A 24,194-nucleotide genomic window follows, 5' to 3' on the forward strand; every position below is an offset into this window, starting at 1 on the left:
TCCGTCTTCACGCCCGTGAAGACAGCTCGCCGAACGCCGCCCGCGCCCGCTCGAGGCACCCGGGCATCCGCTCGGCCGCGCGGGCCCACTCGCGCTTGGCGCGCAGGTACTCCTCGCGTGCCTCGGGCGTCCAGCCGGCCAGTTCCGGCTCCACCCGGGACTCCAGGTCGGCCAGCAGCTCGCCGAGCTCCCCGGTGATGGCACCCATCCGGTCCAGCACCAGGTCGGCGAAGCTGAAGTCGAGCCGCGTCACGGCAGCCGCGGCCGCGGCATCGGGCCGCCGGTCGCCTCCAGCAGCTCCGCCAGCCGCGACAGGATCACGTCGAACTCCTGCTCCCAGTCGCTCATCGCCTGGCCGAACCGCACCGACGCCTCGCCGCGCCACGACGCCTGCACCATCGCCATCTCGCTGTTGACGTCGCGAAGGCGGGAACGGGCACCTTCGAGGGCGTACGCGAAGCAGGCGGCGGCTCGCTGCATGTCTTCGGTCGGCATCCGCGGCTCCTCTCGGGCTCCCCGAGCGTGGCGCACGCCGTGGCGGCGCGAAACCCCGGCCGGGTGCCGTTGCCCGAATGTCCGCCATCCTTGCCTGCCGGTTCACGGCGCCCGCGTATGCTCACGGCAGGCATCCGGCGCGTGACGATTCGTCGCGCACGAAGGGAGACCGATGTCGGCCGCGGACGGCTCCGCACCGAGACTCCGGCTGCTGGGCCCCGTGAAGGCCTGGCAGGGCGAGACGGAGCTCGACCTCGGCTCCGCGCACCGGAGGACGGTCCTCGCCGCGCTGGCGATGCACCCGAACCGCACGGTTTCGCGCGAGGAGCTGATCGACGCCGTCTGGGGTGAGGCGCCGCCGCAGAGCGCGCAGGGTTCCATCTACACCTACGTCTCCGGGTTGCGGCGCGCGCTCGAGCCGGGCCGCGCCAAGGGCGAAGGGCCGCAGCTGCTCGCGTCGATCGGGTCCGGCTATTCGCTCCGCCTGGACGCCGAAGCGATCGACGTCCACCGGTTCGAAGCCCTGCGCGAGCAGGCGCAACGCCGGCAGGCGGCGGGCGATCTCCGCGGTGCGCGCGAAGCCTTCGACGCAGCGCTGGGACTCTGGCACGGCGTTCCGCTGTCCGGCTTGCCCGGGCCGTTCGCCGCCGCCCAGCGCGCCCGGCTCACCGAGGTGCGGCTGACGACCGTCGAGCGGCGCGCCGAGGTCCTGCTGGACTCGGGCGGGCACGCCGAACTCGTCGCCGAGCTGACCGCGCTGACCCGCGAGCACCCGTTCCGCGAGACGTTGCGCGGGCTGCTCATGCGGGCCCTGGTCCGGGCGGGACGGCGGACCGAGGCGATCGCGGTGTACGCCGACGTCCGCGACCGGCTCGTCGAGGCCTCGGGCACCGAGCCCGGGCCGGCCCTGCGACGGCTGCACGACGAGCTGCTGGAGAAACCCGCACCGGCACCGAAACCGCCGCCACCCCCGCGCCCGGCGCGGTTCCCGGCCGCGGCCCTGCCGGAGCGGGCGGAGATCTTCGTCGGCCGCGAAGCCGAACTGGACCGGCTGCGCGACGCCGTCGCCGGCCTTCGGGCCGGAGCGGGCCGCTCGGTGTGGCTCGAAGGCGAGCCGGGCAGCGGGCGGACGGCGCTGCTCGCCGAAGTCCTCACCCTGGCGCGGGACCTCGATCCCGCCTTCGCCGCCGCGGACGCGCTCGACCAGCGGTTTTCCCTGCGCCCGCTGCTCGACGCGCTGGGCGTGCACTCGCGCGCGACCGACGAACGCCGGGCCGCGCTGGCCGTGCGGCTCGCCGGGCCGTCCGGTGAAGACCCCGTCGACGGCGTGCTGGGCCTGGTCCGCGAGCTGTGCGCGGAGGCCCCGCTGGTGCTCGTGGTCGACGACCTGCAGTGGGCCGACGACACCACGCTGCGGGTCTGGCGCTACCTGAGCCGGGAGACGCGGGAGCTGCCGTTGCTGCTGGTCGGCGCCTGCCGTCCGGTGCCGCGACCGGCCGCGCTCGACGACCTGCGGGCCGAACTTGACAACGATGACATCGCGGTGCTCCAGCTGACCCCGTTGACCGAAGACGCGACGCGGGAGCTGGCCACCGAGCTGGTCGGCGCGCCACCCGGGCCGGGGCTGCAGCTGCTGGTGTCCTACGCGGCCGGAAATCCGCGCTACACCAGGGAAATCGTCGAGACGCTGCTGACGCAGTCGATGATCGTGCTCGACGGCGTCCACGCGCACCTGGACGGCAACGCGTGCCAGACGATCCCGCCGCCGCTGGGCTCGCGGATCACGCTGTACCTGAGCTTCCTGTCCAGCGGGGCCCGCGACACCCTGCGCTGGGCCGCGATGCTGGGCCGGGAGTTCTCGCTCGCGGACATCGCCGTCGCCACCGAACGGCCGCCGACGGCGCTGGTCGGCGCGGTCGACGAAGCGATCACGTCCGGGGTGCTCGTCGAATCGGGCGATCGGCTGGCGTTCCGGCACCCGCTGGTGCGCCGCGTGCTCTACGAAAAGACGCCCGCCGCGATGCGGGTCGCGCTGCACCGGCAGCTGGCCGAAGCGTTCGCCGCCGCGGGCGCGCCCGCCGAACGCGTCGCCGAGCAGCTCGCCGCCGCCCCTGCGCAGGTGGACCCGTGGGTCACCGCGTGGCTGCTGGAGCACATCGGCGCCGTGGCCACCGAGACCCCGCGGATCGCGGTCGACCTGCTGCGCCACGCCGTCACCCAAGGCGCGTTGCCGCCGGACGCGCGGGAGACGCTGACCGCGACCCTGGCCCGGCTGCTGTTCTGGCTCGGCCGGGAGCCCGAAGCCGAGGCGCGCTCGGTCGTCGCGCGGACGTCCGACAGCAGGCGCGCGGCCGAGATGCGCTGGATCCTCGCCTACGTCTACTACCGCCGCGGCGACTTCTCCGAGGCGACCGCCGAGCTGAAGCGGACCCTCGACGACGCCGACGTCCCGGAGATGTGGCGCGGGCGGCACGAGGCCCTGCTGGCCACGCTGGAGAAGCTCGGCGAAGAGACCGCGCTGGCCCCGGCGGGGCTGCACCCGCTGGACGACGCGGCGCTGGCCGTGCCGAACCTCGACAGCCTCGACGACGCCGCCGAGCCGCTCGACGCCGCCCGGCGGATCGCCGCAACCCGCGCGGTGCCGGGCGAGATGCACCTGGCCGGCGCGGTGCACTACTACTGGCTGGGCCGCTGGCCCGAGGCGCTGGCCGAGCTCGACGCGGTGATCCGCGACGGCGCCGAAACCGCGTCATACGTTCTGCGCAGTCCCGGCTCGGCGTTGCTGGTCCACGGCGTCGGCGCGTTGATCGCCGGCCACCGCGGCGAACCGGCCCAGGCCAGGACGCACCTGGACGCGGCCGACCGGCAGCAGTGGCCCCCGGGCCTCGAGCCCGACGGCGGGGACTTCCTCCTCGCGGCGCGGGCGCTGCTGGCCGAGCAGGAGGGCAGGCCGGAGGCGGCCCTGGCGGCCCTGTCCCCGCTGCTGGAGGACAACCACCCCCCGGCGGCCCGCCACCAGTGGCTGCCCGACCTGGTGCGGCTGGCTTTGGCGCTCGACGATCGCCAGCGGGTCCAGGAGGCGCTGCGCCTGCTGGAATCCGACGCCGGCATCCCCCCGGCCCACGCCGCGGCGGCCGCCCACTGCCGCGGCTTGGTGGTAGGCGACCCCGAGCCGGTGCTGACGGCGGCCGGGCACTACCGGGCAGCCGGGCGGTTGCTGAAGCAGGCCAAGGCCACGGAGGACGCGGCGATCCTGCTGGCGGAGTCGGGCGAGCTGGCCGGGGCGCGGACGGCGTTCCGGACCGCGCTGACGGCGTACACCGGAATGGGCGCGGTGTGGGACGTCCGCCGCGCGGAGGCCCGGATGGGGCCCTTCGGCATCCGGCGGGCGCCGGCGGTGCGGCCGCGGGCGGTTGCCGGGGAGTGAGGGGCCGGGTCGGGTCGCGGGATTGTCGGCGGGTTCGGAGGCTTAGGCACGGCTCGTGAGCAGGCCGCGGGTTGCCGGCGCCGGAAGGCCGGGCATGCGCTCGCTAGCAACTCGCGGGGCTGCAGGCGGGGGCTGGAGGCCTAGGCACGGGTTTGTGAGCAGGCCGCGGGCTGCCGGTGGCGCCGGAGGGCCGGCCACGCGCTCGCAAGCAAGCCGCGGGCGTTTACTCCGGAACGCGCGAGCCCACCACTCCCCTCCACCGGCCTGAGCCGCAGCTCAGCCGCGCTGCGGGGCAGGCGCGACCAACCCGCACCCCAGCACCAGGGCCCGAACCCGGCCGAGGACATCTCCGGCGAGTGACATCCGGCGCCGCGATGTCTTGTCTGAGTTGAACGCGCAACCTTGTGCGGGGCCGCCGCGTCGGTAAGGTCACCGGAGTAGTCGGTACCGATGTCCCTGGGGGATGGGGTCTGGGGCTGGAGCCCCAGAGGGGACGGCAGTGACATGCCAGCGGATGCGGACACCGGCCTGCGGGTGGGCGTGCTCGGCCCGCTGCGGGCCTGGCGCGGGGCGGCCGAAATCGGGCTCGGCCCCGCTCGTCAGCGTGCCGTCTTCGCGGTGCTCGCGGTCAACGCCGGCCGGTCCGTTCCCCGGGCCGAACTGATCGCCGGCGTGTGGGGTGACTCCGCGCCGGCGAGTGTCGAAGGCAGCGTGCACACCTACGTCTCCGGGCTGCGCCGGGCCCTCGAACCGGACCGGTCGCGGTGGTCGGCGGCCAGCGTCCTCGTCTCCGATCCGGCCGGGTACTCGCTGCTGCTCGGTGAAGACGCGCTCGACGCGGCCCTGTTCGAACGGCACCGCGAATGCGCGCAACGGCACCTCGACCTGGGCGATCCGCGGGCGGCGGTCACCGAACTGGACGCCGCTCTTGCGCTCTGGCAGGGGGAAGCGCTCTCCGGCGTGCCCGGCGGGTTTGCCGAGCGGCACCGCGAATACCTCGCCGAACTGCGGCTGAACACCCTCGAACGGCGGGCCGAAGCCGTGCTGGCGCTCGGTGGCCACCTCGATCTCGCGCCGGAGCTGACGGTGCTGGCCGGCGAACACCCGCTGCGGGAGTCGCTGCGGGAGTCGCTCATGCTCGCCCTCTACCGCAGCGGACGGCCCGCCGACGCCCTCGACGTCTTCCGCGACGCCCGCGCCACCCTCGTCGCCGAACTCGGCGTCGAACCCGGTCCGGCGCTGCAGCGGCTCCAGCGGCAGATCCTGGCCCAGGACCCGGCCCTCGACGCCCCCTCGGCGCCGGTCGTGGTCACCGGGCACCGGCTGTTCGGCCGGGAAGCCGAAATGACGAAACTCGCCGAGCTCGTCGCCGGTGTCCGCGCCGGGCGGGGCCGGGCCGTCTGGATCGAAGGCGACGCCGGGATCGGCAAGTCCGAGCTGCTCGCCAGCTCACTGCCGGACGGCCCCGGCTTCCAGCGGCTCTGGGCGGCCGCGGACGAGCTGAGCACCCGGTTCCCGCTGCAGGTGGTGCTGGAATGCCTGGCGATCGACGCGCATTCGCCCGACCCGCGGCGTGCGCGGGTGGCGAAGGAACTCGCGGGCGAGGGCCCGGCGCGGCGCAGCTGGGGCCCGGCCGACCCGGTGCTCGGCGCCGTCGACCGGCTGCTCGCCCTGGTCGACGAGCTGTGCGCCGAGTCGCCGCAGGTGCTGGTGCTGGACGACCTGCAGTGGGCCGACGAGGCGTCCGTGCTGGTCTGGCACCGGCTCTGCGCGGCGACCCGGCAGCTGCCGCTGCTGCTGGTGGCCGCGACCCGCCCGGCGCCGGACCGCGCCGAACTCGCCCAGCTGCGCCGCGGCGTCCAGGCGCGCGACGGCGTCGTCCTCGACCTCGCGCCGCTGACCGAAGAGAACGTCGGCAGGCTGATCGAAGACCAGCTCGGGGCGCCGCCCGGGCCCGGATTGCGCGAACTGGCCGCCCGTGGCGCCGGAAACCCCTTGTACGTCAAGGAAATGGTCGACGTCCTGCGCCGCGCCGGCGCGGTGGAGGTGAGCGGCGGCCAAGCCGACGTCGACGACCCGGCGGAGTTCGAGGCGCCGCGATCGCTGGTCGCCGCCGTCGACCGGCGGCTGGACTTCCTGACCGCGCGGACGCAGGAAGTGCTGCGCTGGGGCGCGCTGCTGGGCATGGAGTTCGCCGTCGGCGACGTCGCCGCGGTGGTCGGCACCCGGCCGTCGGACCTGCTGGCGCCGCTGGAAGAAGCCGTCGCGGCGAACGTGCTCATCGACACCGGGACCCAGCTGGCGTTCCGCCACCCCCTGCTGCGACAGGCCCTTTACGACCGCCTGCTGGCCGGGACGCGGGCGGCGCTGCACCGCCAGGCCGCCGAGGCGCTCGCCGGGATCGGCGCCCCGGTGAAGCGCGTCGCCGAGCAGCTGGTGGCGGCGCCCGCGACGGTGGACGAATGGGTGCTGGACTGGCTCGCCGCCCACCACGCGGTCGTCTCGACCCGGGCGCCGCTGATCGCCGTCGAGCTGCTGGAACGCGCGCTGGCCGCGTGCTCCAGCACCGACCGACGCCGGGAAACACTGCTCGTGGCGCTGGTCAAGGTGCTGTTCCGGCTGGAACGCAGCCCGGAAACCCTGGCGCGGCAAGCCCTCGACGTCGCCACCGAGCCGGACGCCGTCGAGGAGATGCGGCACGTGCTCGCGGCGCTGCGGCACCGCCGTGGGGACACCGAAGGTGCCGTCGCCACCCTCGCCGCGTCGGTCGACGACCCGGCCGTGCCGGAGCTCTGGCGGGGCAAGCACCGGCAGCTGCTGGCGAACTTCCGCCGCGGCGATCTGTCCGATTTGGACAATGCGGAGCGGACGGCGCACGAGACGAAAGCGCTCGCCGGCGGCGACCGCTACCTGACCGCGCACTCGCTGCAGTCGTTGTGGCTGGTCGATTCGGTGCGCCGCGAGCACGACCGCGCGCTCGCCCACGTCGACGCGGCGATCGAGGCCGTCGGCGACGACCACGAACTCGCCGACCTGCACCTCGACCTGCTCGACAACCGCGTGTTCACGCTCCAGAACCTCGACCGGCTGGCCGAAGCGGACGACGCGCTGCGCGCGGCGGGCGAAGTCGCCGCCCGGCACGCCCTGCCGGTCGGGCTGCAGGTGTCCGCCGCGGTGCACCGGTACTGGGAAGGCCGCTGGGACGAGGCGCTGGTCGAGCTGGACACGGTCATCGAGGACGGCCCGGCGATCACGTTCTACGGCCTGCGCGAGCCCGGCCCGGCGGCGCTGCTGCTGCACGGCGTCGCGGCGCTGATCGCGGGCCGCCGGGACGACCGGGCCCAGGCCGCGGCCCACCTCGACGCGGCGGAGGAGTACGCCCCGGCGACCGGCGCCGAGCGCGAAAGCTTCGACTTCCTGCTGGTCGCCGACGCCCTCGCGGCCGAGCAGCGCGGCGACCGGGTCCGCGCGCTCGCCGTCCTCGAACCGATCCTCAACCCGACGTACGCGCAGATGATGCTGCGGCACCAGTGGCTGCCGGCGTTCGTGCGGCTGGCGATGGAGCAGGACGACGTCGGCCGCGCCCGGCGCGCGTTGGCGGTGTGCGAGGAAGAAGCGGCGAAGGAACGACGTCCGGCGCGGGCGCACGCGGCGGCGTCGTGGTGCCGCGGGCTGATCGAGGAGGACCCGGCCCCGGTGCTGGCGACGGCCGAGCACTTCCGGGCGGTCGGCCGCCGCCCCGAACTGGCGTCGGCGCTCGAGGACGCGGCGGTGCTGCTGGCGCGCGCGGGCCGGCTGGACGCGGCGCACGCGGCGTTCGAGGAGGCCGCCGAGCTGTACACGGCGCTGGCCGCGCGCTGGGACCTGCGGCGCGCGGAAACCCGGCTGCGCCGCCTCGGCGTCCGCCGCGGCGCCCTGTTCTCGCCGATCCGGCCGGGTCACGGCTGGGAGTCGCTGACGCCGATCGAGGTCCGCATCGCCGGCCTGGTCGCCGAAGGCCGGTCCAACCCGGAGATCGCGGCGGAGCTGTCGTTGCCGCGGCGGACGGTCCAGGCCCACGTGGCCCGGCTGCTGGGCAAGCTGGATGCGCCGTCACGCGCGGGTGTCGCCGACGCCTTCCGGCAGCGCACCGGAGCGGGTGCCGATCCAGCACCACCCGCGGCCGGGCGACCGGGAAGCGGCAGGCGTTGAGGCCGAGCCCACGGGAAACCCGTCGGGAAGGTCATACCGGTGCCCCCTTCAGGATGCCCCGCACGATGTGGCGGCCCAGCAGCAGGAACAACGCGATGACGGGCAGGACGGCGACGGTCGCGCCGGTGAGCATGAGCGCGTAGTCGGTGTAGTAGCCGCTGGCCAGCTGCGACAGGGCGACCTGGACGGTCGGCGTCTCGTTGGGGTCGAGGACCACCAGCGGCCAGAAGTAGTCGTTCCACGTGGCCATGAAGGTGAGCATCGCGAGCACCGCGGCCGGCGCGCGCAGGGCGGGCACGGCCACGTGCCAGTAGGTGCGCAGGATCGAGCAGCCGTCGACGGTGGCGGCGTCGACGAGCTCCGCGGTGATCGCGTTTTCGCACGCCTGGCGCATCCAGAACACGCTGAAGGCGCTGACCAGCGCCGGCACGATCACCGCTTCGAGCCGGCCGTACCAGCCGAGGTCGCCGACAACGAGGTACAGCGGGATGACACCGAGCTGCGCCGGCACCATGGCCGAGCCGACGACCAGCAGGAACAGCGTGTTGCGGCCGCGGAACTCCAGCCGCGCGAAGGCGAACCCGGCGAGGCTCGCCAGCACGACGTTGGCCACCATGACGGTGCCCGCGACGATCAGCGAGTTCCCGATGGCCAGCCAGAAGTCGACGGTGTCGAAGACGCGCCGCACGTTCCCGGCCAGGTGCCCGCCCGGCAGCAGCAGCGGCGACGTCTCACCGATCGCCGAATTGTCGCGCGTGGCCACGACGAACGACCAGTACAGCGGGAACGCGGACGCGCCGAGCACCCCGGTCAGCACGGCGTACACCCAGCCGCCCGGCCGGCGCCGCGCCGTCACGCCGACCTCACGAACCGGCGCACCAACCGGTAGTTGACCAGCGCGAACAGCGCGCAGATCACGAACATCACCCAGGTCAGCGCGGCCGCGTAACCGGCGTCGAGGTGCGTGAAGCCCTTCTCGTAGAGGTACATGACCAGCGTCTGGAACTGGCGGTCGTTGCCGCCCGTTCCGGCGGAGCCACCGGCGTCGAACAGCTGCGGCTCGGCGAACAGCTGCAAGCCGTTGACGGTGCCGGCGATGGCGGTGAAGGCCAGCGCGGGCCGGATGCCCGGCACGGTGATCGACCAGAACGTCCGCCACCGCGAGGCGCCGTCGAGCTCCGCGGCCTCGTACAGGTCACCCGGGACGGCCTGCATCGCGGCCAGGTAGATCAGGGCGTTGTAGCCGGTCCAGCGCCAGAGCACCATGCTCGCGACGGCGAAGTGCGACGTCCAGGTCGTCGCCTGCCAGTTGACCGGCGCCACGCCGAACCAGCCGAGGACCTCGTTGACGACGCCGTAGTCGCGGCTGAACAGCTGCCCGAACACCAGCCCGACGGCGACGACGGACACGACGTTCGGCAGCAGGATGCCGGTGCGCCACCAGGTCGCGGCGCGCAGCGGCCGGTCCAGCAGCGCCGCGATGCCCAGCGCCAGCAGGAACTCCGGGACCGCGGCGAGCAGGAAGATGCTCACGGTGTTGGCGAGCGCGTTGTAGAAGTGCGGGTCGCCGAGCAGATCGCCGTAGTTGGCGAGTCCGGAGCCGCCCTGGTCGCCCTCGAGGAGGTTCCAGTCGTGCAGCGAAACCCACGCCGTGTAGAGCAGCGGGAACGCGCCGAAGACGACGAACAGGGCGAAGAAGGGCGCGACGAGCAGCAGCGGCGTGACCTTGCGGTCGAAACGGGCGAGCCGGTGCTGCACGCGCGGCTACTTCAGGGCGGCCAGGGCCAGCTGGACGGCTTTTGTCCAGGCCTGGTCGACCGTCTCGGTCCGGTCCTCGATCCGCCCGAGGGCCCGGCCGAACTCCGGCCGGACGTCGGCGTCGCGCAAGCCGCGGTAGTTCGGGCGCAGCCGCTCGGCCGAGGAGGCGAAGATCCGCCCGATCGGCGCGTCACCGAAGTACGCATCGGTGTGCGCGACGACCTGGGGATCCTCGTACACCGCGGGCTCGCTGGGCAGGATGCCGTCGGACAGGAAGAGCTTCTTCTGCTGCTCCGGAGCGGTCAGCCAGCGGGCGAGCTCGTACGCCTCCTTCTGGTGTTCGCCCTGCTTCGGCACGGTGAGGAACGAACCGCCCTGGTTGCCGCTGCTGCCGGGCACGGTGGTGACGTCCCACTTGCCGCGGTTGGCGTCCCCGCCGGCTTCCTTGATCTGGCTGAGCATCCACGCGGGACAGGCGACGGTGGCGAAGGAACCCTGTTTGATCGCCACGTTCCACGCCTGGGTGAAGGTGGTCGCCGCCGCCGTCTGCCCCTTCGCGGCCAGGCCGCCGGAAAGGAAGAAGGCGCTGCGCACGCTCGGGTTGCGATCGGCGATGAAGGAGTCGTCGCGCTGGGAGAAGTAGTTCTCCGGCGACTGGTTGAGCATCGCCGTGTAGACGGTCCCGGCGGAGTCGGCGAACTTCACGCCCGGCGTCTTGGCGGTGAACCGTTCCGCGGTGGCGGCGTAGGCGTTCCAGTCGGGGATCAGCTTCGCGACTTCGTCGCGGTCCACCGGCAGGCCCGCGGCCTGGAACAGGTCACGCCGGTAGCAGAGGGCGAGGCTGCCCATGTCCGTGCCGAGGCCCAGCACGAAGGCGCCGTCGGTGCCCTGCGCCCACTTCCACGGCACCCACTGGCGTTCGAGCTCGCGGGCGCCGTAACCGGCCAGGTCGGCGAACTTGTCTCTCACCTTCCGATACTGCGGCATGTACTGCTCTTCGATCGCGACGACGTCGGCGGCACCGCGCCCGGCGGCGAGCTGCGTCGCGAGACCCTTGTGGTGGGTGTCGAAGTCGGTGACGCGGTTCTGCACCGCGATGTCCGGGTGCAGCTTCTCGTACTCGGCGATCAGGGGCGCGTAGCCGAACTCGCCGAAGGTCGCGATGGTGAGTTTCGTCTTCTCCCCGGCGTCACCCGGACTGCAGGCGGCGAGCGGGATCAACGCGGCGACCGCGAGGGCGATCCGGCGGACGATCGTTCGCAACAGGCTTCCTCAGATCACACCGGCCCGCACGGCGTACGCGACCGCGTGCGGCCGGTTGCGCAGGTTGAGCCGGTTGGTCATGGCGTAGATGACGTTCTTCACGGTCCGCTCCGAGTAGCAGAGCTTGCCCGCGATCTCGGCAGTGTCCCAGCCCTCGGCCATCAGGCGAAGCACATCCACCTCGCGCGGCGTCAGCGCCGCCCCGCTGCCCTCGTGGGCGAGGGCTTCGACCTGCTCGCGCAGCGACGACGAGCGGCCCCGCGCCGCGGCGAGCACACTCCCGGTGAGCCGGTCGAGCGCGGTCCGCGGCAGCACAGCGGAGACGTGGCAGTCGGCGAGCAGGCTCACGTGCGCCGGGTCGACGCGCCCCGCGACCAGCACGATCGCGGCGGGCGACTCGGCGGCCGCGGCCCGCAGCGCGGCGACCGCCTCCCGGTCGACCTCGCCGACGGCGAACACCAGCACGGCCGCTTCGCCCCGGCGGGCACGCGGCAGGACCAGCAGCTCCGGACGGGACTTCAGGTGGTTGATCAGCCCGGTCAGGGCAATCGGGTCGGACGCCCACGCCGCCACTCGCACCTGGTCCATCGAACCCTCCTCCGCCCACGCCGGAACCTGACTCGCACCAGTCTGCTGAGGCCGCCTTCATGATTTCTCTAACGTCGGCGGAGGCCATTCTTCACGCCGTGAAGTTTGGCCGTCGACTACGGTCGGGGGACACACTGACGAGTGAAGGGACCGATGAACCACCGACGTCTTGCCGCCTCCGGGGTGGCGTTCTGCATCGTGGCCGGATGTCTGCTGGTCGTGGGCCTGCAACCGCGGACCGTGTCCGGGTTGGCGTTGCCCCGGGCATCCGATCGGCCCGTCCCTTCCGCGGCGGCTCCTCCTTCTGCTGCCGCGCCCACATCGCGTCTCGCGCGGCCGGGCGACTGCGCATCGCTGGTGACCGGGCTCGACGTCCGCAGCCAGGTCGCGCAGCTGGTCGTCGTGGGGGTCTCCGGCGACAACCCGGCGGCCACGGTGTCCCTGGTGCGCGACCACCAGGTCGGCGGAATCTTCATCGGCGGTAACGCAACAGCGTTGTTGAAAGATCGTTCCCTGGCCGCGGTCCAGGCCGCGGCCAAGGTGCCGGTGGCCGTGTCGGTCGACGAGGAAGGCGGCCGCGTCCAGCGCATCGACGACCTCGACGGCGATCTGCCGTCGGCCCGGACGATGGCCGCGACGAAGTCCCCGGACGAGGTGCGCGCGCTGGCCGCCGAGCGGGGCCGCCAGCTGCGCGCCCGCGGGGTGACGGTGGACTTCGCCCCGGACACCGACGTCACGGACGCCCCGGACGACGACGTGATCGGCGACCGGTCGTTCAGCCCGGACCCGGTCCGGGTGAAGACGTACGCGAAAGCGTTCGCAGCGGGCCTCCGCGACGCGGGCATCCAGCCGGTGCTGAAGCACTTCCCCGGCCACGGCCACGGCTCGGGCGACTCCCACAAGGGCACCGTGGTCACGCCTTCGCTGGACCGGCTGCGGGCGGTCGACCTGGTGCCGTACCGCGGTTTGGCCGACTACGGCCCGGTCACGGTGATGGTCGGCCACCTCGACGTGCCCGGCCTGACCGACGGGGTCCCGGCTTCCCTGTCGCCGGCCGCGTACCGGCTGCTGCGCGGCGAGTTCGCCTTCACCGGGCCGGTGGTGACGGACGACCTCGGCGCGATGAAGGCGATCACCGCGCAGTATTCGCTGCCGGAGGCGGTGTTGAAGGCCCTGCAGGCCGGAGCGGACGAGGCGCTGTGGTCTTCCGGGGGCCGGGTGGACCAGGTGCTGGACCGCCTGGAGCAGGCCGTGGAGAGCGGGGAGCTGCCGAAGGCGCAGGTGCAGGAGTCGGTGACGCGGGTGCTGCGGAGCAAGGGCCTCTGCTGAATTCCCGGTACGGCCGGCTTGCCCCAGCCCCGGGGGCGGGGTTCGACGATGGTTCGCATGACCGGGAACGCGCTGCCCATCTTCGAACCCCGGCTCCGCGAGCGAGTCGCCGCCCACTGCGAGGCCGACCTCGTGCCCGGATTCGTCGACGGCGTCCAGCACGCCGGCGAACAGATGATCTTCGCCCACGGCACCGCGAACGTCGCCACCGGTGCCCCGATGCGCGAAGACACCGGGTTCCTCTTCGGCTCGGTGAGCAAGGTCCTGACCACCACGCCGGTCCTCCGGGAGGTCGAGCGGGGGCACCTGGACGCACCGGTCGCGAAATACCTGCCTGGGTTCGCGCTGCGCACGCCCGGCGCGGCGGACCGGATCCTCGTCCGGCACCCGATCTCGCACCCCGACGGCATCGACGCGGACCTCTGCCTCCCCGACGCCCGGGGCCGCGACGCCCTGAAGGCCTACGTCGAAGACCTGGCGAGCAGCTGCGGGACGTTGTTCGAGCCCGGTGAGCACCTCAGCTACTCCCACGGCGGCATGATCGTCGCGGGACGGCTGCTGGAAGTGGTGACCGGCCGGTCTTTCCCGGAGCCGGCCCGGTGGTCTTCGCCGGCCTGGGCTCGTCTTGCCCTCCTGATGAAAGGACCATGAACCGGCCTCGTTGTCCGGCTGCGTTTTCGGTGGCGTGGAAGGAATCGTCGTAGTCACACCAACGACGCTACCGAACACAGGTTCGAAGGTCACCACTGAATCGGGTGAACCGCGCAGAGAAATTTCGACCGCTGTTTCCGTTGCGGCACAACGGAAACGCCAGTGCAGCAGGGGTGAGAAGCCCCCGATTTACACGCTACCGGTGACCACCGACAAAACGGGGGCGCGGACCGCGCCTAAACTTCGGCAGCATGGCGAACCTCGGCGGCACCTTCACCCTCGGCGGCGAACTTCCCGTGACGCGCATGGGTTACGGCACCATGCAACTGGCCGGTCCCGGCGTGTGGGGGCCGCCGCGGGACCACGACACCGCCGTCGCCGTGCTGCGGGAAGCCGTCGAGCGGGGGGTCACCCACCTCGACACCAGTGACTACTACGGCCCCCACACCGTGAACGCCCTGATCAAGGAAGCCCTGCACCCCTACCCCGAATCGCTCGTCATCGTGACGAAAGTCGGGGCGCGGCGCAGCGAGGACCGGGGCTGGCCGCCCGCGCTGTCGGCCGAGGACCTCACTCAAGCCGTGCACGACAACCTGCGCAACCTCGGCGTCGACGCGCTCGACGTCGTCAACCTCCGGCTCAGCAACGCCGCCGGGGACTACCCGGTGCCGATGCCGGTCGCCGAACCCTTCGGGGTACTCGCCGAACTGCGGGAGCAGGGGCTGATCCGGCACCTCGGCCTCAGCCACGTCAGCGCCGGGCAGCTCGACGAAGCGCGGGCGATCGCGCCCGTCGTCTGCGTCCAGAACCACTACAACCTCGCGCACCGCGAGAACGACGACCTCGTCGCCAAGTGCGCCGCCGAGGGGATCGCCTTCGTGCCGTACTTCCCGCTCGGCGGGTTCAGCCCGCTGCAGTCGGGGCTGCTCGACGACTGCGCCGCCCGGGTCGGCGCCACGCCGATGCAGGTCGCGCTCGCCTGGCTGCTGCAGCGGTCGCCGTCGATGCTGCTGATCCCCGGTACGTCGTCGCCGGCGCACCTGCGGGAGAACCTCGCGGCCGCCGAACTCGAACTGCCCGCCGACGTTCTGGCGGATCTCGACCGGATCGGCGCCGCCTGATCGCTACGCTGAGCGCGCAACCCAGCACGAGAACGGAGAAACCGTGGCGGAGTGGGGCGATCTGGTCGCTTACATCAGGGAGTCGTACCGGGTGGTGCGCGACGAGCCCGACGAGATCCGCATCCGCCTCGTGTTCGGCGACGATCCCGACACCGAGCAGCGGGCCCAGATCGTCGTGATCGCCCACGAGATCCTCGACCAGCGCGAGGACTGGGTCCAGATCGCCACGCCGTTCGCCCGGCACGAGGAGGTCGACCTCCTCGAGGTGCTGACCGAGATCGGCGAGGCGATCGTGGTGGGCGGGCTCGCGGTGATGGGCGAGCACGTCGTGCTGCGCCACTCGCTGCCGCTGATCAACCTCGACATCAACGAGTTCACCGACCCCCTCGAGCTGGTCGCCGGCGCGGCGGAACTGCTGGAGCAGCAGTTCACCGGCCGCGACGACTACTGAGGCCGTCGAACGCCAGGGGAAGCACGGCAACGGCGGCGGCCACGGCGAGCCCGGCTCCCAGGCCGAGCGCCGCGGTCGCCGAGCCGGTGCCGAGGCAAAGCCCGCCGAGGAGGGCGACGCCGAGGGTGCCGCCGAGCTGCTGCACCGCGTTGAGCAGCCCGGCCGCCGAGCCCGTCTCGTGCGGCCGGACCCGGTGCAGGGCCGCGGTGAAGAACGGCACCGTGAACGTGCCCATCCCGAGCCCGCACAGCGCCAGCGCGCCCAGCGTCGGCCACGCGTACGCGTGGATCCCGCCGGCGTACAGGGCGGCGATCCCCGCGACCAGCAGGGCCAACCCGGCGAACAGCACGCGCGAGCCGAACTTCGGCACCAGCCGGGCGCCGGCGAAGTACGACGACACCGCGAGCCCCGCCGAGAGCGGCACCAGCGTCAGGCCCGCGGTGCGGACGTCGGCGCCGAGCCCGAGCTGCAGCTGCATCGGCACCACCTGCATCAACCCCGTCATCACCGCGAAGAACAGCAGCGACCCGGCGAGCGCCGCCGGGAACCCGCGGTGGGCGAACAGGCTCGGCTCGACCAGCGGCGCGGCCGCGCGGCGCTGCTGGCAGCCGAACACCACCAGCAGCGCGGCCCCGGCCGCGAGCAGCACCCAGTTCGTCCCCGCGGGGTCGATCAGCGGGTACACGAGCAGCCCGGCACCCGCGACGACGAGCAGCGTGCCGGAGAGGTCGAGCCGGGGACGGGTGGCGGCCCGGTCCTCCCGCAGCAGCCGAGCGGCGAAGAGCACCGCGAGCCCCAGCGGGACGTTCACCAGGAACACCGCCCGCCACGACACCGCCTGCGTCAGCAGCCCGCCGAGCAGCGGCCCGGTGACCGCGGACAGGCCCATCACCGGCCCGATGCTGCCCAGCGCCTTCGCGAGTTCGTCGCCGTCGAAGAGGGCGCGGATGAGGCCGATGGTCTGCGGGATGATCAGCGCCGCCGCCGCGCCCTGGACCGCGCGGGCCCCGATCAGCAGCCCGGCGTCCTGAGCGGCCGCGCAGACCAGCGACGCGAGCACGAAGCCCGCCACGCCGATCCGGAAGACCTTGGCCCGGCCGAACATGTCGCCGAGCCGGCCGCCGGTGATGAGGAAGACCGCGAACGGCAGGGTGTAGGCCGCGCTGAACCACGGGATGTCGGCGGCCGGGCCGGGCAGGTCGGCGTGCACGGCCGGACCGGCCACCTGGACGATCGTGGCGTCGAGCAGGTTCATCGCCTCGGCGACGAGCAGCACGGCCAGTGCGGCCCAGCGCCGCCGGTAACGCGTCGTGGTCGGCAAGGGGTGTCTCCTTTCGTTCGGCGCCCACGTTGCCGAGCCGTCTACCAGTGGTTCCAGCTACGTGAATCAACAAGCGGATTTCTTCCATTGGATGCGCTTCAATGAGGGATATGACCACCCTGGACGCGGTCGACCGCGCGCTGATCCACGCGCTGCACATCGACGGCCGGGCGCCGTTCACCAAGATCGGCGACGTCCTCGGCGTCTCGACGCAGACGGTGGCGCGGCGCTACCGCCGCCTTCGCGCCGAGGCGTCGCTGCGCGTCGTCGGCCTCCCCGATCCGCAACGCGCCGGGCAGGCCGAGTGGATGGTCCGCCTGACCGCGACGCCGCACACGGCGCACGACCTCGCCCGGTCGCTCGCCCGCCGCGCCGACACCGCGTGGATCAAGCTCGTGTCGGGTGGCACCGAGATCTGCGTCAACGTGCACACGCCGGCCGCGAGCGACCACGCGCTGCTGCTGCGGGACATCCCGCGCACGGCGAGCATCACGGCGGTGTCGGCGCACCAGCTGCTGCACCGCTACTTCGGCGGCCCGACCGCGTGGCTCGGCCGGGCCAACGCCCTCGACGCGGCCCAGATCGCGGCGCTCACGCCGGTGCATCCGGGCCCGGGCAAGCCGCTGACCAGCGACGACGATGCGCTGATGGCCGCGCTGCAGCGGGACGGCCGCGCGGGCCTCGCCGAGCTGGCGACGGCGACCGGCTGGTCCGCGGCGACCGTCGCGCGCCGGTTGGCCGATCTCCAGGCGGGCGGCACGGTGTTCTTCGACCTGGAGATCGACCCGGCCCCGCTGGGCGCCACGACGCAGGCGCTGCTCTGGATGGCGGTCGCCCCGGCCCACCTCGACCGGGTGGCGAAGACGCTGGCGACGCACCCGGAGCTCGCGCTCGTCGCGGCAACGACCGGCCCGGCGAACCTGGTCGCCCAGGCGCTCTGCCCGGACGCGGCCGCGCTGCACCGCTATCTGACGCAGCGGCTGGGCGCGCTCGACGCCATCCGGACGCTGGAGACCGCGCCGGTCCTGCGCACCGTCAAGGCCGCCGCGTCTCGCTGAGGAGGGACCCCGATCGGCCTGATGGAGAGCTGGGCGCACGGCAGGCCGGCTTCGTCGAGGTCAGACGCCGGAGGCCGCCGGGACCACGATGACGACGGCCGGGTCGGGGAAGTGGTCGCCGGTCACGGTGCGGGCCGTACCGGCGGTTGTCCTAAGTGGACTTCACGTCGGCCAGGTGGTCGAGCATGCCGCGGACGGCCTCGAACTCCCGGACCTCCTGGCGGCAGTCCGGGCACGCCGAAAGGTGCCGTTCCACCCGTGCCGTGTCGGCGGCGTCGAGCAACCCCAGGCTGTACGCCCCGAGGTCGGTCCGGTCGTACCGGCCCATGGATCGCGTCTCCGTTCCGCGTCCCGCGAGGAACGCCCGCACTATCGGACGTCTCCAGGGTCCTGAGCCGGACGCCTCCCGGGCGGAGTTCCGCGGTTTTCTACCCGAACGGCCGACAACTTCGGGCGGCGAACAGCCCATGTGAGTGACAGCGGTGGTCACGCATTTCACCCATCCGAACACGGAAAGCTTTTGTGCGACCAACTTCACCCATTCCGCGTCATGGGTCCCCCGCTCGCTCGTCGGACCTGCGTCGGGCTGGAATTTTCCGGCTTCGACCTGGGCATGAAGGCGATCCGAAACGAGGAGAGCGATGACCGTACGGAGCCACCGGGCGGACGACGTCGTGGACGAGGTCGGGGTGTGGCTGGCCGGGGAGTTCGCGGGGCGGCTCCCCGCCTCGGAGATCGACCGCGTCGTCCGGACGACGCGGATCGACCTCGAAGGGAGCATCGCGCCGGAGGAGCTCGGGGAGATGCTCCACCGGCTGGGCCGGTTCCGGCTGCAGCGCATCCTGAACCTCGCGCCGGCCGCGCAGATCAGGATCCCGCAAGCGCGGTGACGTGCCGGGCGGGCCACGCGGACCGCAGTGCCGCGTCGCCCGCCCACCGGCGCGCCCGTTTTCCACGCGCCGCCCAAAAGCGGCTTCGCCGGGCTTCCACCCCGGAAAGCGAACCGGGCGATCCCGACGCCGCGATCGTGCGGTGCCGGCGGGCGCGGTGCCCGCGGCGATCTTCGGCGGGCTGACCGGCGCGGCCGCAACCGCTTCGACACTGCTGATGCTGGTCGCCCGGGTGAAGAACCGGCTCGGCGAAAGGATTCCCCCGGTTCAACTGAGGGGACGTTCGCGCACAACCCTTGCCCGCGACCCCCGGAAATCTTGACTGGACTAGACCAATCTGCTCTAGTGACGGTTGTCACGTTCGTCTCGGCCGGATGAGCACCCCCCACACCTCCGACGCCGGGCGCGCCCGCCGCGCCCGGGTTCTGTCGTGGCCGAAGGAGTGAGCGAGTCTTGAGAAGACGTCTTGTCGCGGTCCTGTCCGCTGTCGCCGCCGTAGCCGGGCTCGTGTTCGGTGTGCCCGCCGTCACCGGGCAGGCCCCGCAGGCGGCCGCCGCCGCGTGCAGTGCGCCGAACTGGGTGGCCGGCCAGTGGTACGACGTGGGTGCGGTCGTGCGCTACACCAACGGTGGTTACTACCGCGCCAAGAACGCCAATCCGGGTTACGACCCGGTCATCAGCACCTGGTACTGGGAGCCCTACAGCTGTGACGGCGGGGGCGGCACCACCTGCAGTTATCCGAACTGGGTCGCGGGCCAGTGGTACGACGTCGGCGCGATCGTGCGCTACACCAACGGTGGTTACTACCGCGCCAAGAACGCCAACCCGGGCTACGACCCGGTCATCAGCACCTGGTACTGGGAGCCCTACAGCTGCGGTGGCGGCACCGATCCCGGCAACCCGGGCGCGTTCGTCGTCAGCGAAGCCCAGTTCAACCAGATCTTCCCGGGCCGCAATTCCTTCTACACCTACAGCGGCCTGACCGCGGCCCTGTCCGCCTACCCCGGCTTCGCCAACAGCGGCAGCGACACCGTGAAGAAGCAGGAAGCCGCCGCGTTCCTCGCCAACGTCAACCACGAAACCGGCGGGCTCGTCTACATCGTCGAACAGAACACCGCCAACTACCCGCACTACTGCGACTACGGCCAGCCCTACGGCTGCCCCGCCGGCCAGGCCGCCTACTACGGCCGCGGCCCCATCCAGCTGAGCTGGAACTTCAACTACAAAGCCGCCGGCGACGCACTCGGCATCGACCTGCTCGGCAACCCCTGGCAGGTCGAGCAGAACGCGGCCGTCGCGTGGAAGACCGGGCTCTGGTACTGGAACACCCAGAGCGGCCCCGGCACCATGACCCCGCACAACGCCATGGTCAACGGCCGCGGCTTCGGCGAAACCATCCGCAGCATCAACGGCTCCATCGAATGCAACGGCGGCAACCCCGCCCAGGTCGAGAGCCGCGTCGCGAAGTACCGCCAGATCACGTCGATCCTCGGCGTCGACCCCGGCGCGAACCTCTACTGCTGAACTGACGCGGGCGGGGTGCGCCGGATCGCGGCGCACCCCGCCCGCTTGCTCAGCGGGCGAGCCGGTCGCCGATCAGCCGGATGACCGCCGCGGCGTGGTCGTTGAGGTAGAAGTGACCACCCGGGTACGTCTTCAGCTCGAAGCCCGCGGACGTGCGCTCGGCCCAGTCACGCGCCTCGGCCTCGGTGACCTTCGGGTCGCGGTCGCCGACCAGCGCCACGATCGGGCAGCTCACGTCCGGGCCGGGGCGGTAGCGGTAGAGCTCCGCGGCCTTGTAGTCGCTGCGCAGCGCGGGCAGCACCATGTTCCGGATGTCCTGGTCGTCCAGCACCGCCGTGTCGGTGCCGCCGAGCCGCTTGACCTCGGCCAGCAGCTCGTCGTCGCCCTTTTCGTGGACCCGCTCGTCGCGGACCGCCGAAGGCGCGCGACGGCCGGAGACGAACAACGACAGCAGCCGCGTACCCCGCGCTTCGAGCCGCCGCGCGACCTCGAAGGCCAGGCTGGCGCCCATGCTGTGGCCGAAGAACGCCACCGGCCCGGTGGTCTCCGGGGCGAGCACGTCCGCCAGCCGGTCGGCGAGCACGAACAGGTCGTCCACCGGGGTCTCGGCGTGCCGGTCCTGCCGGCCCGGGTACTGCACGGCCAGCACCTCCACCGCGGGCGCCAGCGCCGCCGAAACGGGGTGGAAGTAGCTCGCCGCTCCCCCGGCGTGCGGGAAGCACACGAGCCGCGCCGCGGCGGACGGCGCCGGGTGGAAGCGCCGGACCCACTCCGCGGCGTCGAGGGAAATAGTCATGGCCCCCAATCTGGCAGGCCGCCGGGCGGGCGTCGACCCCTAAGGTGCGCAGCGCCGGGCCGGCAGGCCCCGGGATGCGGCCGGGGCCTGCCGGTTCTCCTCCCTCCTCCTCAGTCGGAACCCGGCCCGCGGGTCATTCCGCCCGCCACAGCGCCGGGACGGCGGGCGGCTCCCAGCCCGGCTGGGCGGTGTGCGCCTGCAGGCACGCGTAACCCCGGCCGCCGTAGGTGACCCGGGCGCCGGCCGCGTACGCGGTGCCCACCGCCCAAGAGGTGCCCCCGGGCGGTGTCGAGGTCGGCGGCGTGGAGGTCGGCGGGGTCGACGTCGGCGGCGTCGACGTGGGGGTCTGCGGCACGTTGAGCACGAAGTCGAAGGCGGCCTCCTTCGCGGAGCCGTTGTCGCGCACGGTCATCAGCAGCCGCGCGTCGAAGATCGTGTCGGTGTTGTTGCGCGGCTCGCCGGGGAAGTAGAGCTGCGTGGTCAGGACCGGCCGGCCGGGGGCCTGGACCTTCACGTGGATGTGCCGGGTCCGGCCCGGGTAGAGCCCCGGCACGATCGTGGACAGCGTGAACGCGCCCTGGGCGTTGGTGTACTGGTGCCCGCGGAAGGTGTAGCCGGTGTTGTCGTAGGCGCCGTTGACGTCCGCCTGCCAGAAGTCCAGCAGCGCGCGGTTCACCGGCAGGCAGGCGCGGCCGAAGACGTACCCGGTCACCGTCAGCCGGGTCCCCGGCGTACCGGGCGTGACGAGGTTGGTCCGTTCCGGCGAGTTCGGCTTGAAGTAGGGGCCCTCGGTCTGCGCGATCGTCGGATCGTCGTCGTCGTGGCACGCCGGGGTCAGCTCCGGGGCGGCGCCGCCGGCGACGTTCGCGCGGGCGAGCGCCGGACCGCCGATCAACGCGACCGGCGCGGCGACACCCGCGGCGAGCGCGGCCTTCAGCACCGTTTTGCGGCTGAGCTTGTTCTCTTCGTCCATGCCTGCTCCTCGTGGGGAGGTCGGGGATCCCCTCGAACGTAGGCAGCGCACCGGGCGGGCGGCGATGGACTGGATCGGTCAGTCGTGGTGCTTCTCCCCGCCGCGCCGGAAGCCGCCGGGGCTCAGCCCGGTTTCCCGGCGGAAGAACCGGCAGAAGTAGGCCGGGTCGGCGAACCCGACGCGGCTCGCGACCTGCCGGACCGTCAGGTCCGTCCGGAGCAGGAACCGCTGGGCCTCGCGGATGCGGGCCTCGCGCAGCAGCTGCGCGGCGGTGCGGCCGGTTGCGGCCTTCACCGCCTCGGTGAGGTGCCCCGGGGTGACGCCGAGGCGTTCGGCGTGCGCGCGCACCGACCACAGCCCCGGCCCGGGACGGCCGGCGAGCCGGACGAACTCCGAGGCCACCGCGCCGGCGGGCGCGGGCGACGGCGTACCCAGCAGCCGTCCCGCCCGCACGAGCAGGACGTGCACCAGCGCCCGCAGCACCGACTCGGTGCCGTCGCCGCCGCGGCGGTACTCGTCCTCCAGATCGGCGATCAGCCGCGTGACCCGCGCGTCGGCGTGATCGTCCAGGGGCAGCCACGGCCGTTCGCTCAGCCGCCGCAGCAGCTCGCGGTCGGCCGGGTGGTCGAGGAGGAAGTCGTCGGTGAACACCACGACGTGCCCGGTGAGGCCCCGCACGTCCGCCCACTGGTGCACCTGCCCCGGCGCGATGACGCCGAGGTGCGGCGGCCGCAGGGGCCAGCGCGCGGCGTCGACGACGTGCGTGCCGGTGCCGCCGGTGACGTGGACGAGCTCGTGGAAGGTGTGCCGGTGCGGGAAATCCGCCCGCGACAGCGGCCCGATCGTGTCGAACGTGCCGACGGCGAACGGCGGCGCGTGCGGGGCGGGCACCTCCAGCCGGTGCATCGGCAGCTCGCCCGGCCGCGGCGGCGAGCAGGGGGTCCCGGGCGGAACGGTCGTACCGCGCATGGCCGAAAAGTCTAGACCAATCCGGGCAGCCCGCACCGGTTGTGCCCCGAAGATCGCAATCCGATCGTCGGGTGCCGGGCACAAAAAACGGGGCCGGTCCACTGTGGACCGGCCCCGTTTTCGAGGAACTGCTTACGCGCGGCTGCGGCGCCGGTTCACCAGCAGCATCAGCGCGCCGCCACCGAGCAGCAGGCCGCCGAGGGCGAACGGAACCGCGGCGTCGACACCGGTGTTGGCGAGCTCGCCGCCACCGGACGGGGCACCGCCGGGCGTGGTGCTCGGCGCGGTGCTCGGCGCGGCACCCGCCTCGGTCCAGCTGGCGGCCGCCTTCGCGGTCACCTGGGTCTTCTCCGAGTCGGCCACGATCAGCGACTGCGCCGGCTTCTTCGCGTAGTTCTCGGCGACGAACAGGCGGCCGGTGTCGAGCTCACCGGTGACCTTCAGCGAGAACGAGCCGTTGCCCGGCTTGGTGCCGGCCGGGACGTCGACGAACAGCTTGCTGCCGTCCTTGACGTCCGCGGTCTTCAGCTCCTTGCCGTCGGTGTCGGTGACCTTGACACCCTCGGGCAGCTCGGTGGTGAGCGAGGTGATGTCACCGGAGGTGGCGACCTCGAACGGGCCGATCTTGGTGCCCGCCTGGCCCTCGGTCTTCGGCGACGCGATGTTCAGCGTCGGCTTCGGCTGCGCGCCGATGCCCTTGTTCAGGTCACCGATCAGGTAGCTGTAGAGCGCGGCGACGTCGGCGTTGGCCTCGGCCGGGTTGTCCTCGGCCAGCGGCTTCTGCAGGTTGAGGTTCACCCCGTCGCTGAAGTGCCACACCGCGGCCTGCGTCGCGGCGATCGCCTCGCGCTCGGAGACGCCGTCGTGGACCTTGACGCCCTCCTTGCCGAGGGCGGCCTCGAGCGCGTCCAGCTTGATGCCCGGGTAGCCGTGGTGCAGCACCCAGTTGATCTTGTCGCTGTTCTTCTGGAAGGGCGAGTCAGCGGCGGGGTACTTGTTCCACGGCCGCTCGACCATGTCCACGTCGGTGCGCATGCCGACGGTGATCTGCACGCAGTAGAGCTTGAGCGACTTGCCGTCCGACAGCTTGAACCCGAACAGCTTGGCGATGGGGTCACCGCCGCCGTCGAGGTTGATCCGGTAGCCGACCGTGCCCGCCTCTTCGATGACCCGGCCGCGCGCGGCGCCGTCGTCCGCGAGGGCCGAGGGGGCGCCGACCATGACCGCGGCAGCCGCGGCGAGCACCGCGATCCCGCCACGCACGAGAGCTGACCTGACCTGCATAAATCTCCTATCCGAGCCCGAACCACGCATTTGGGCCGCGTGAGATCACATCTCCGACACGGCGGCCACTGATTCGGGTGAGTGATCACCCGGTCAAGCGACACC

Annotated in this window: 21 protein-coding genes; 9 read left to right on the forward strand and 12 right to left on the reverse strand. The window is 72.7% G+C overall.

The features are described 5' to 3' along the window. Positions 1-7: 7 nt before the first annotated feature. Together Q5425_RS25860 and Q5425_RS25865 are read right to left on the reverse strand one after the other, a co-directional pair. Complete coding sequence (locus tag Q5425_RS25860) at positions 8-253, reverse strand: hypothetical protein (RefSeq protein WP_308674900.1); 246 nt, start codon at positions 251-253, stop codon at positions 8-10. After that, complete coding sequence (locus Q5425_RS25865; protein ID WP_308674901.1) at positions 250-495, reverse strand: WXG100 family type VII secretion target; 246 nt, start codon at positions 493-495, stop codon at positions 250-252. Before Q5425_RS25865 ends, Q5425_RS25860 begins: the two co-directional genes overlap by 4 nt. 172 nt (positions 496-667) lie before the next feature. On the opposite strand from Q5425_RS25865, the gene Q5425_RS25870 reads away from it, so the two are divergent. Further along, on the forward strand, positions 668-3,922 hold the full coding sequence (locus Q5425_RS25870) for a BTAD domain-containing putative transcriptional regulator (RefSeq protein ID WP_308674902.1): 3,255 nt from the start codon (positions 668-670) through the stop codon (positions 3,920-3,922). Positions 3,923-4,426: 504 nt separating this feature from the next. Next, positions 4,427-8,113 carry a BTAD domain-containing putative transcriptional regulator gene (locus Q5425_RS25875; protein WP_308674903.1) on the forward strand — a complete coding sequence of 1,229 codons (3,687 nt, stop codon included), beginning with the start codon at positions 4,427-4,429 and terminating at the stop codon, positions 8,111-8,113. Positions 8,114-8,144: 31 nt separating this feature from the next. Here the strand turns inward: Q5425_RS25875 and Q5425_RS25880 are convergent, their stop codons facing one another. Genes Q5425_RS25880 through Q5425_RS25895 form a run of 4 tightly spaced genes read right to left on the reverse strand, consistent with a single transcriptional unit; the run spans position 8,145 to position 11,722 of the window. After that, entirely contained in the window at positions 8,145-8,969 is an 825-nt protein-coding gene (locus tag Q5425_RS25880) for a carbohydrate ABC transporter permease (protein WP_308674904.1), read from the reverse strand. Next, positions 8,966-9,871 carry a sugar ABC transporter permease gene (locus Q5425_RS25885; RefSeq protein WP_308674905.1) on the reverse strand — a complete coding sequence of 302 codons (906 nt, stop codon included), beginning with the start codon at positions 9,869-9,871 and terminating at the stop codon, positions 8,966-8,968. Before Q5425_RS25885 ends, Q5425_RS25880 begins: the two co-directional genes overlap by 4 nt. Before the next feature lie 6 nt (positions 9,872-9,877). Next, a complete protein-coding gene (locus Q5425_RS25890; protein WP_308674906.1) occupies positions 9,878-11,134 on the reverse strand; it encodes an extracellular solute-binding protein in 1,257 nt (418 codons plus the stop codon). Between the two features lie 9 nt (positions 11,135-11,143). Continuing rightward, positions 11,144-11,722, reverse strand: a complete 579-nt coding sequence (locus tag Q5425_RS25895) for a LuxR C-terminal-related transcriptional regulator (RefSeq protein ID WP_308674907.1) — start codon at positions 11,720-11,722, stop codon at positions 11,144-11,146. A 183-nt stretch (positions 11,723-11,905) separates the two neighbouring features. On the opposite strand from Q5425_RS25895, the gene Q5425_RS25900 reads away from it, so the two are divergent. From Q5425_RS25900 to Q5425_RS25915, 4 genes are all read left to right on the forward strand, one after another. Continuing rightward, entirely contained in the window at positions 11,906-13,051 is a 1,146-nt protein-coding gene (locus Q5425_RS25900) for a glycoside hydrolase family 3 N-terminal domain-containing protein (protein ID WP_308674943.1), read from the forward strand. A gap of 57 nt (positions 13,052-13,108) precedes the next feature. Then, complete coding sequence (locus Q5425_RS25905) at positions 13,109-13,702, forward strand: serine hydrolase domain-containing protein (protein ID WP_308674908.1); 594 nt, start codon at positions 13,109-13,111, stop codon at positions 13,700-13,702. A 251-nt stretch (positions 13,703-13,953) separates the two neighbouring features. Continuing rightward, positions 13,954-14,823 carry an oxidoreductase gene (locus Q5425_RS25910; RefSeq protein ID WP_308674909.1) on the forward strand — a complete coding sequence of 290 codons (870 nt, stop codon included), beginning with the start codon at positions 13,954-13,956 and terminating at the stop codon, positions 14,821-14,823. A 43-nt stretch (positions 14,824-14,866) separates the two neighbouring features. Beyond that, positions 14,867-15,274, forward strand: coding sequence for a hypothetical protein (locus tag Q5425_RS25915; protein WP_308674910.1), 408 nt, complete (start codon positions 14,867-14,869; stop codon positions 15,272-15,274). Here Q5425_RS25915 and Q5425_RS25920 read toward each other — a convergent pair. Next, the gene (locus tag Q5425_RS25920; RefSeq protein WP_308674911.1) at positions 15,252-16,595 is read right to left on the reverse strand and encodes an MFS transporter; all 1,344 of its coding nucleotides are present in this window, start codon (positions 16,593-16,595) and stop codon (positions 15,252-15,254) included. The two genes, Q5425_RS25915 and Q5425_RS25920, sit on opposite strands and share 23 nt — an antisense overlap. Positions 16,596-16,705: 110 nt before the next feature. Here Q5425_RS25920 and Q5425_RS25925 point away from each other — a divergent pair, with 110 nt between their 5' ends. Then, the gene (locus tag Q5425_RS25925; protein WP_308674912.1) at positions 16,706-17,653 is read left to right on the forward strand and encodes an AsnC family transcriptional regulator; all 948 of its coding nucleotides are present in this window, start codon (positions 16,706-16,708) and stop codon (positions 17,651-17,653) included. 151 nt (positions 17,654-17,804) lie between these two features. Here the strand turns inward: Q5425_RS25925 and Q5425_RS25930 are convergent, their stop codons facing one another. Then, the gene (locus tag Q5425_RS25930) at positions 17,805-17,981 is read right to left on the reverse strand and encodes a zf-HC2 domain-containing protein (RefSeq protein WP_308674913.1); all 177 of its coding nucleotides are present in this window, start codon (positions 17,979-17,981) and stop codon (positions 17,805-17,807) included. 313 nt (positions 17,982-18,294) lie between these two features. Between Q5425_RS25930 and Q5425_RS25935 the strand changes: the two genes are divergently transcribed. Together Q5425_RS25935 and Q5425_RS25940 are read left to right on the forward strand one after the other, a co-directional pair. After that, complete coding sequence (locus Q5425_RS25935; RefSeq protein WP_308674914.1) at positions 18,295-18,543, forward strand: hypothetical protein; 249 nt, start codon at positions 18,295-18,297, stop codon at positions 18,541-18,543. Positions 18,544-19,050: 507 nt separating this feature from the next. After that, positions 19,051-20,067, forward strand: coding sequence for a glycoside hydrolase family 19 protein (locus Q5425_RS25940; RefSeq protein ID WP_308674944.1), 1,017 nt, complete (start codon positions 19,051-19,053; stop codon positions 20,065-20,067). 49 nt (positions 20,068-20,116) lie between these two features. On the opposite strand, the gene Q5425_RS25945 is transcribed toward Q5425_RS25940, so the two are convergent. The 4 genes from Q5425_RS25945 to Q5425_RS25960 all read right to left on the reverse strand — a co-directional run bounded on the left by Q5425_RS25945 (position 20,117) and on the right by Q5425_RS25960 (position 24,089). Beyond that, positions 20,117-20,863, reverse strand: a complete 747-nt coding sequence (locus Q5425_RS25945) for an alpha/beta fold hydrolase (RefSeq protein ID WP_308674915.1) — start codon at positions 20,861-20,863, stop codon at positions 20,117-20,119. A 133-nt stretch (positions 20,864-20,996) separates the two neighbouring features. Continuing rightward, on the reverse strand, positions 20,997-21,836 hold the full coding sequence (locus tag Q5425_RS25950) for a carbohydrate-binding protein (protein ID WP_308674916.1): 840 nt from the start codon (positions 21,834-21,836) through the stop codon (positions 20,997-20,999). A 78-nt stretch (positions 21,837-21,914) separates the two neighbouring features. After that, positions 21,915-22,742, reverse strand: coding sequence for an AraC family transcriptional regulator (locus Q5425_RS25955; protein ID WP_308674945.1), 828 nt, complete (start codon positions 22,740-22,742; stop codon positions 21,915-21,917). Positions 22,743-22,937: 195 nt separating this feature from the next. Continuing rightward, positions 22,938-24,089 carry a Cys-Gln thioester bond-forming surface protein gene (locus Q5425_RS25960; protein ID WP_308674917.1) on the reverse strand — a complete coding sequence of 384 codons (1,152 nt, stop codon included), beginning with the start codon at positions 24,087-24,089 and terminating at the stop codon, positions 22,938-22,940. Between the last annotated feature and the right edge of the window lie 105 nt (positions 24,090-24,194).

Source organism: Amycolatopsis sp. A133 (assembly GCF_031082405.1).
Classification (GTDB): Bacteria; Actinomycetota; Actinomycetes; order Mycobacteriales; family Pseudonocardiaceae; genus Amycolatopsis.

Coding starts and splice junctions, on each gene's coding strand:
- Q5425_RS25865 (WP_308674901.1), bottom strand. CDS start 495: ATGCCGACCGAAGACATGCAGCGAGCCGCCGCCTGCTTCGCGTACGCC.
- Q5425_RS25870 (WP_308674902.1), top strand. CDS start 668: ATGTCGGCCGCGGACGGCTCCGCACCGAGACTCCGGCTGCTGGGCCCC.
- Q5425_RS25875 (WP_308674903.1), top strand. CDS start 4,427: ATGCCAGCGGATGCGGACACCGGCCTGCGGGTGGGCGTGCTCGGCCCG.
- Q5425_RS25895 (WP_308674907.1), bottom strand. CDS start 11,722: ATGGACCAGGTGCGAGTGGCGGCGTGGGCGTCCGACCCGATTGCCCTG.
- Q5425_RS25905 (WP_308674908.1), top strand. CDS start 13,109: ATGACCGGGAACGCGCTGCCCATCTTCGAACCCCGGCTCCGCGAGCGA.
- Q5425_RS25910 (WP_308674909.1), top strand. CDS start 13,954: ATGGCGAACCTCGGCGGCACCTTCACCCTCGGCGGCGAACTTCCCGTG.
- Q5425_RS25925 (WP_308674912.1), top strand. CDS start 16,706: ATGACCACCCTGGACGCGGTCGACCGCGCGCTGATCCACGCGCTGCAC.
- Q5425_RS25930 (WP_308674913.1), bottom strand. CDS start 17,981: ATGGGCCGGTACGACCGGACCGACCTCGGGGCGTACAGCCTGGGGTTG.
- Q5425_RS25935 (WP_308674914.1), top strand. CDS start 18,295: ATGACCGTACGGAGCCACCGGGCGGACGACGTCGTGGACGAGGTCGGG.
- Q5425_RS25945 (WP_308674915.1), bottom strand. CDS start 20,863: ATGACTATTTCCCTCGACGCCGCGGAGTGGGTCCGGCGCTTCCACCCG.
- Q5425_RS25950 (WP_308674916.1), bottom strand. CDS start 21,836: ATGGACGAAGAGAACAAGCTCAGCCGCAAAACGGTGCTGAAGGCCGCG.
- Q5425_RS25955 (WP_308674945.1), bottom strand. CDS start 22,742: ATGCACCGGCTGGAGGTGCCCGCCCCGCACGCGCCGCCGTTCGCCGTC.
- Q5425_RS25960 (WP_308674917.1), bottom strand. CDS start 24,089: ATGCAGGTCAGGTCAGCTCTCGTGCGTGGCGGGATCGCGGTGCTCGCC.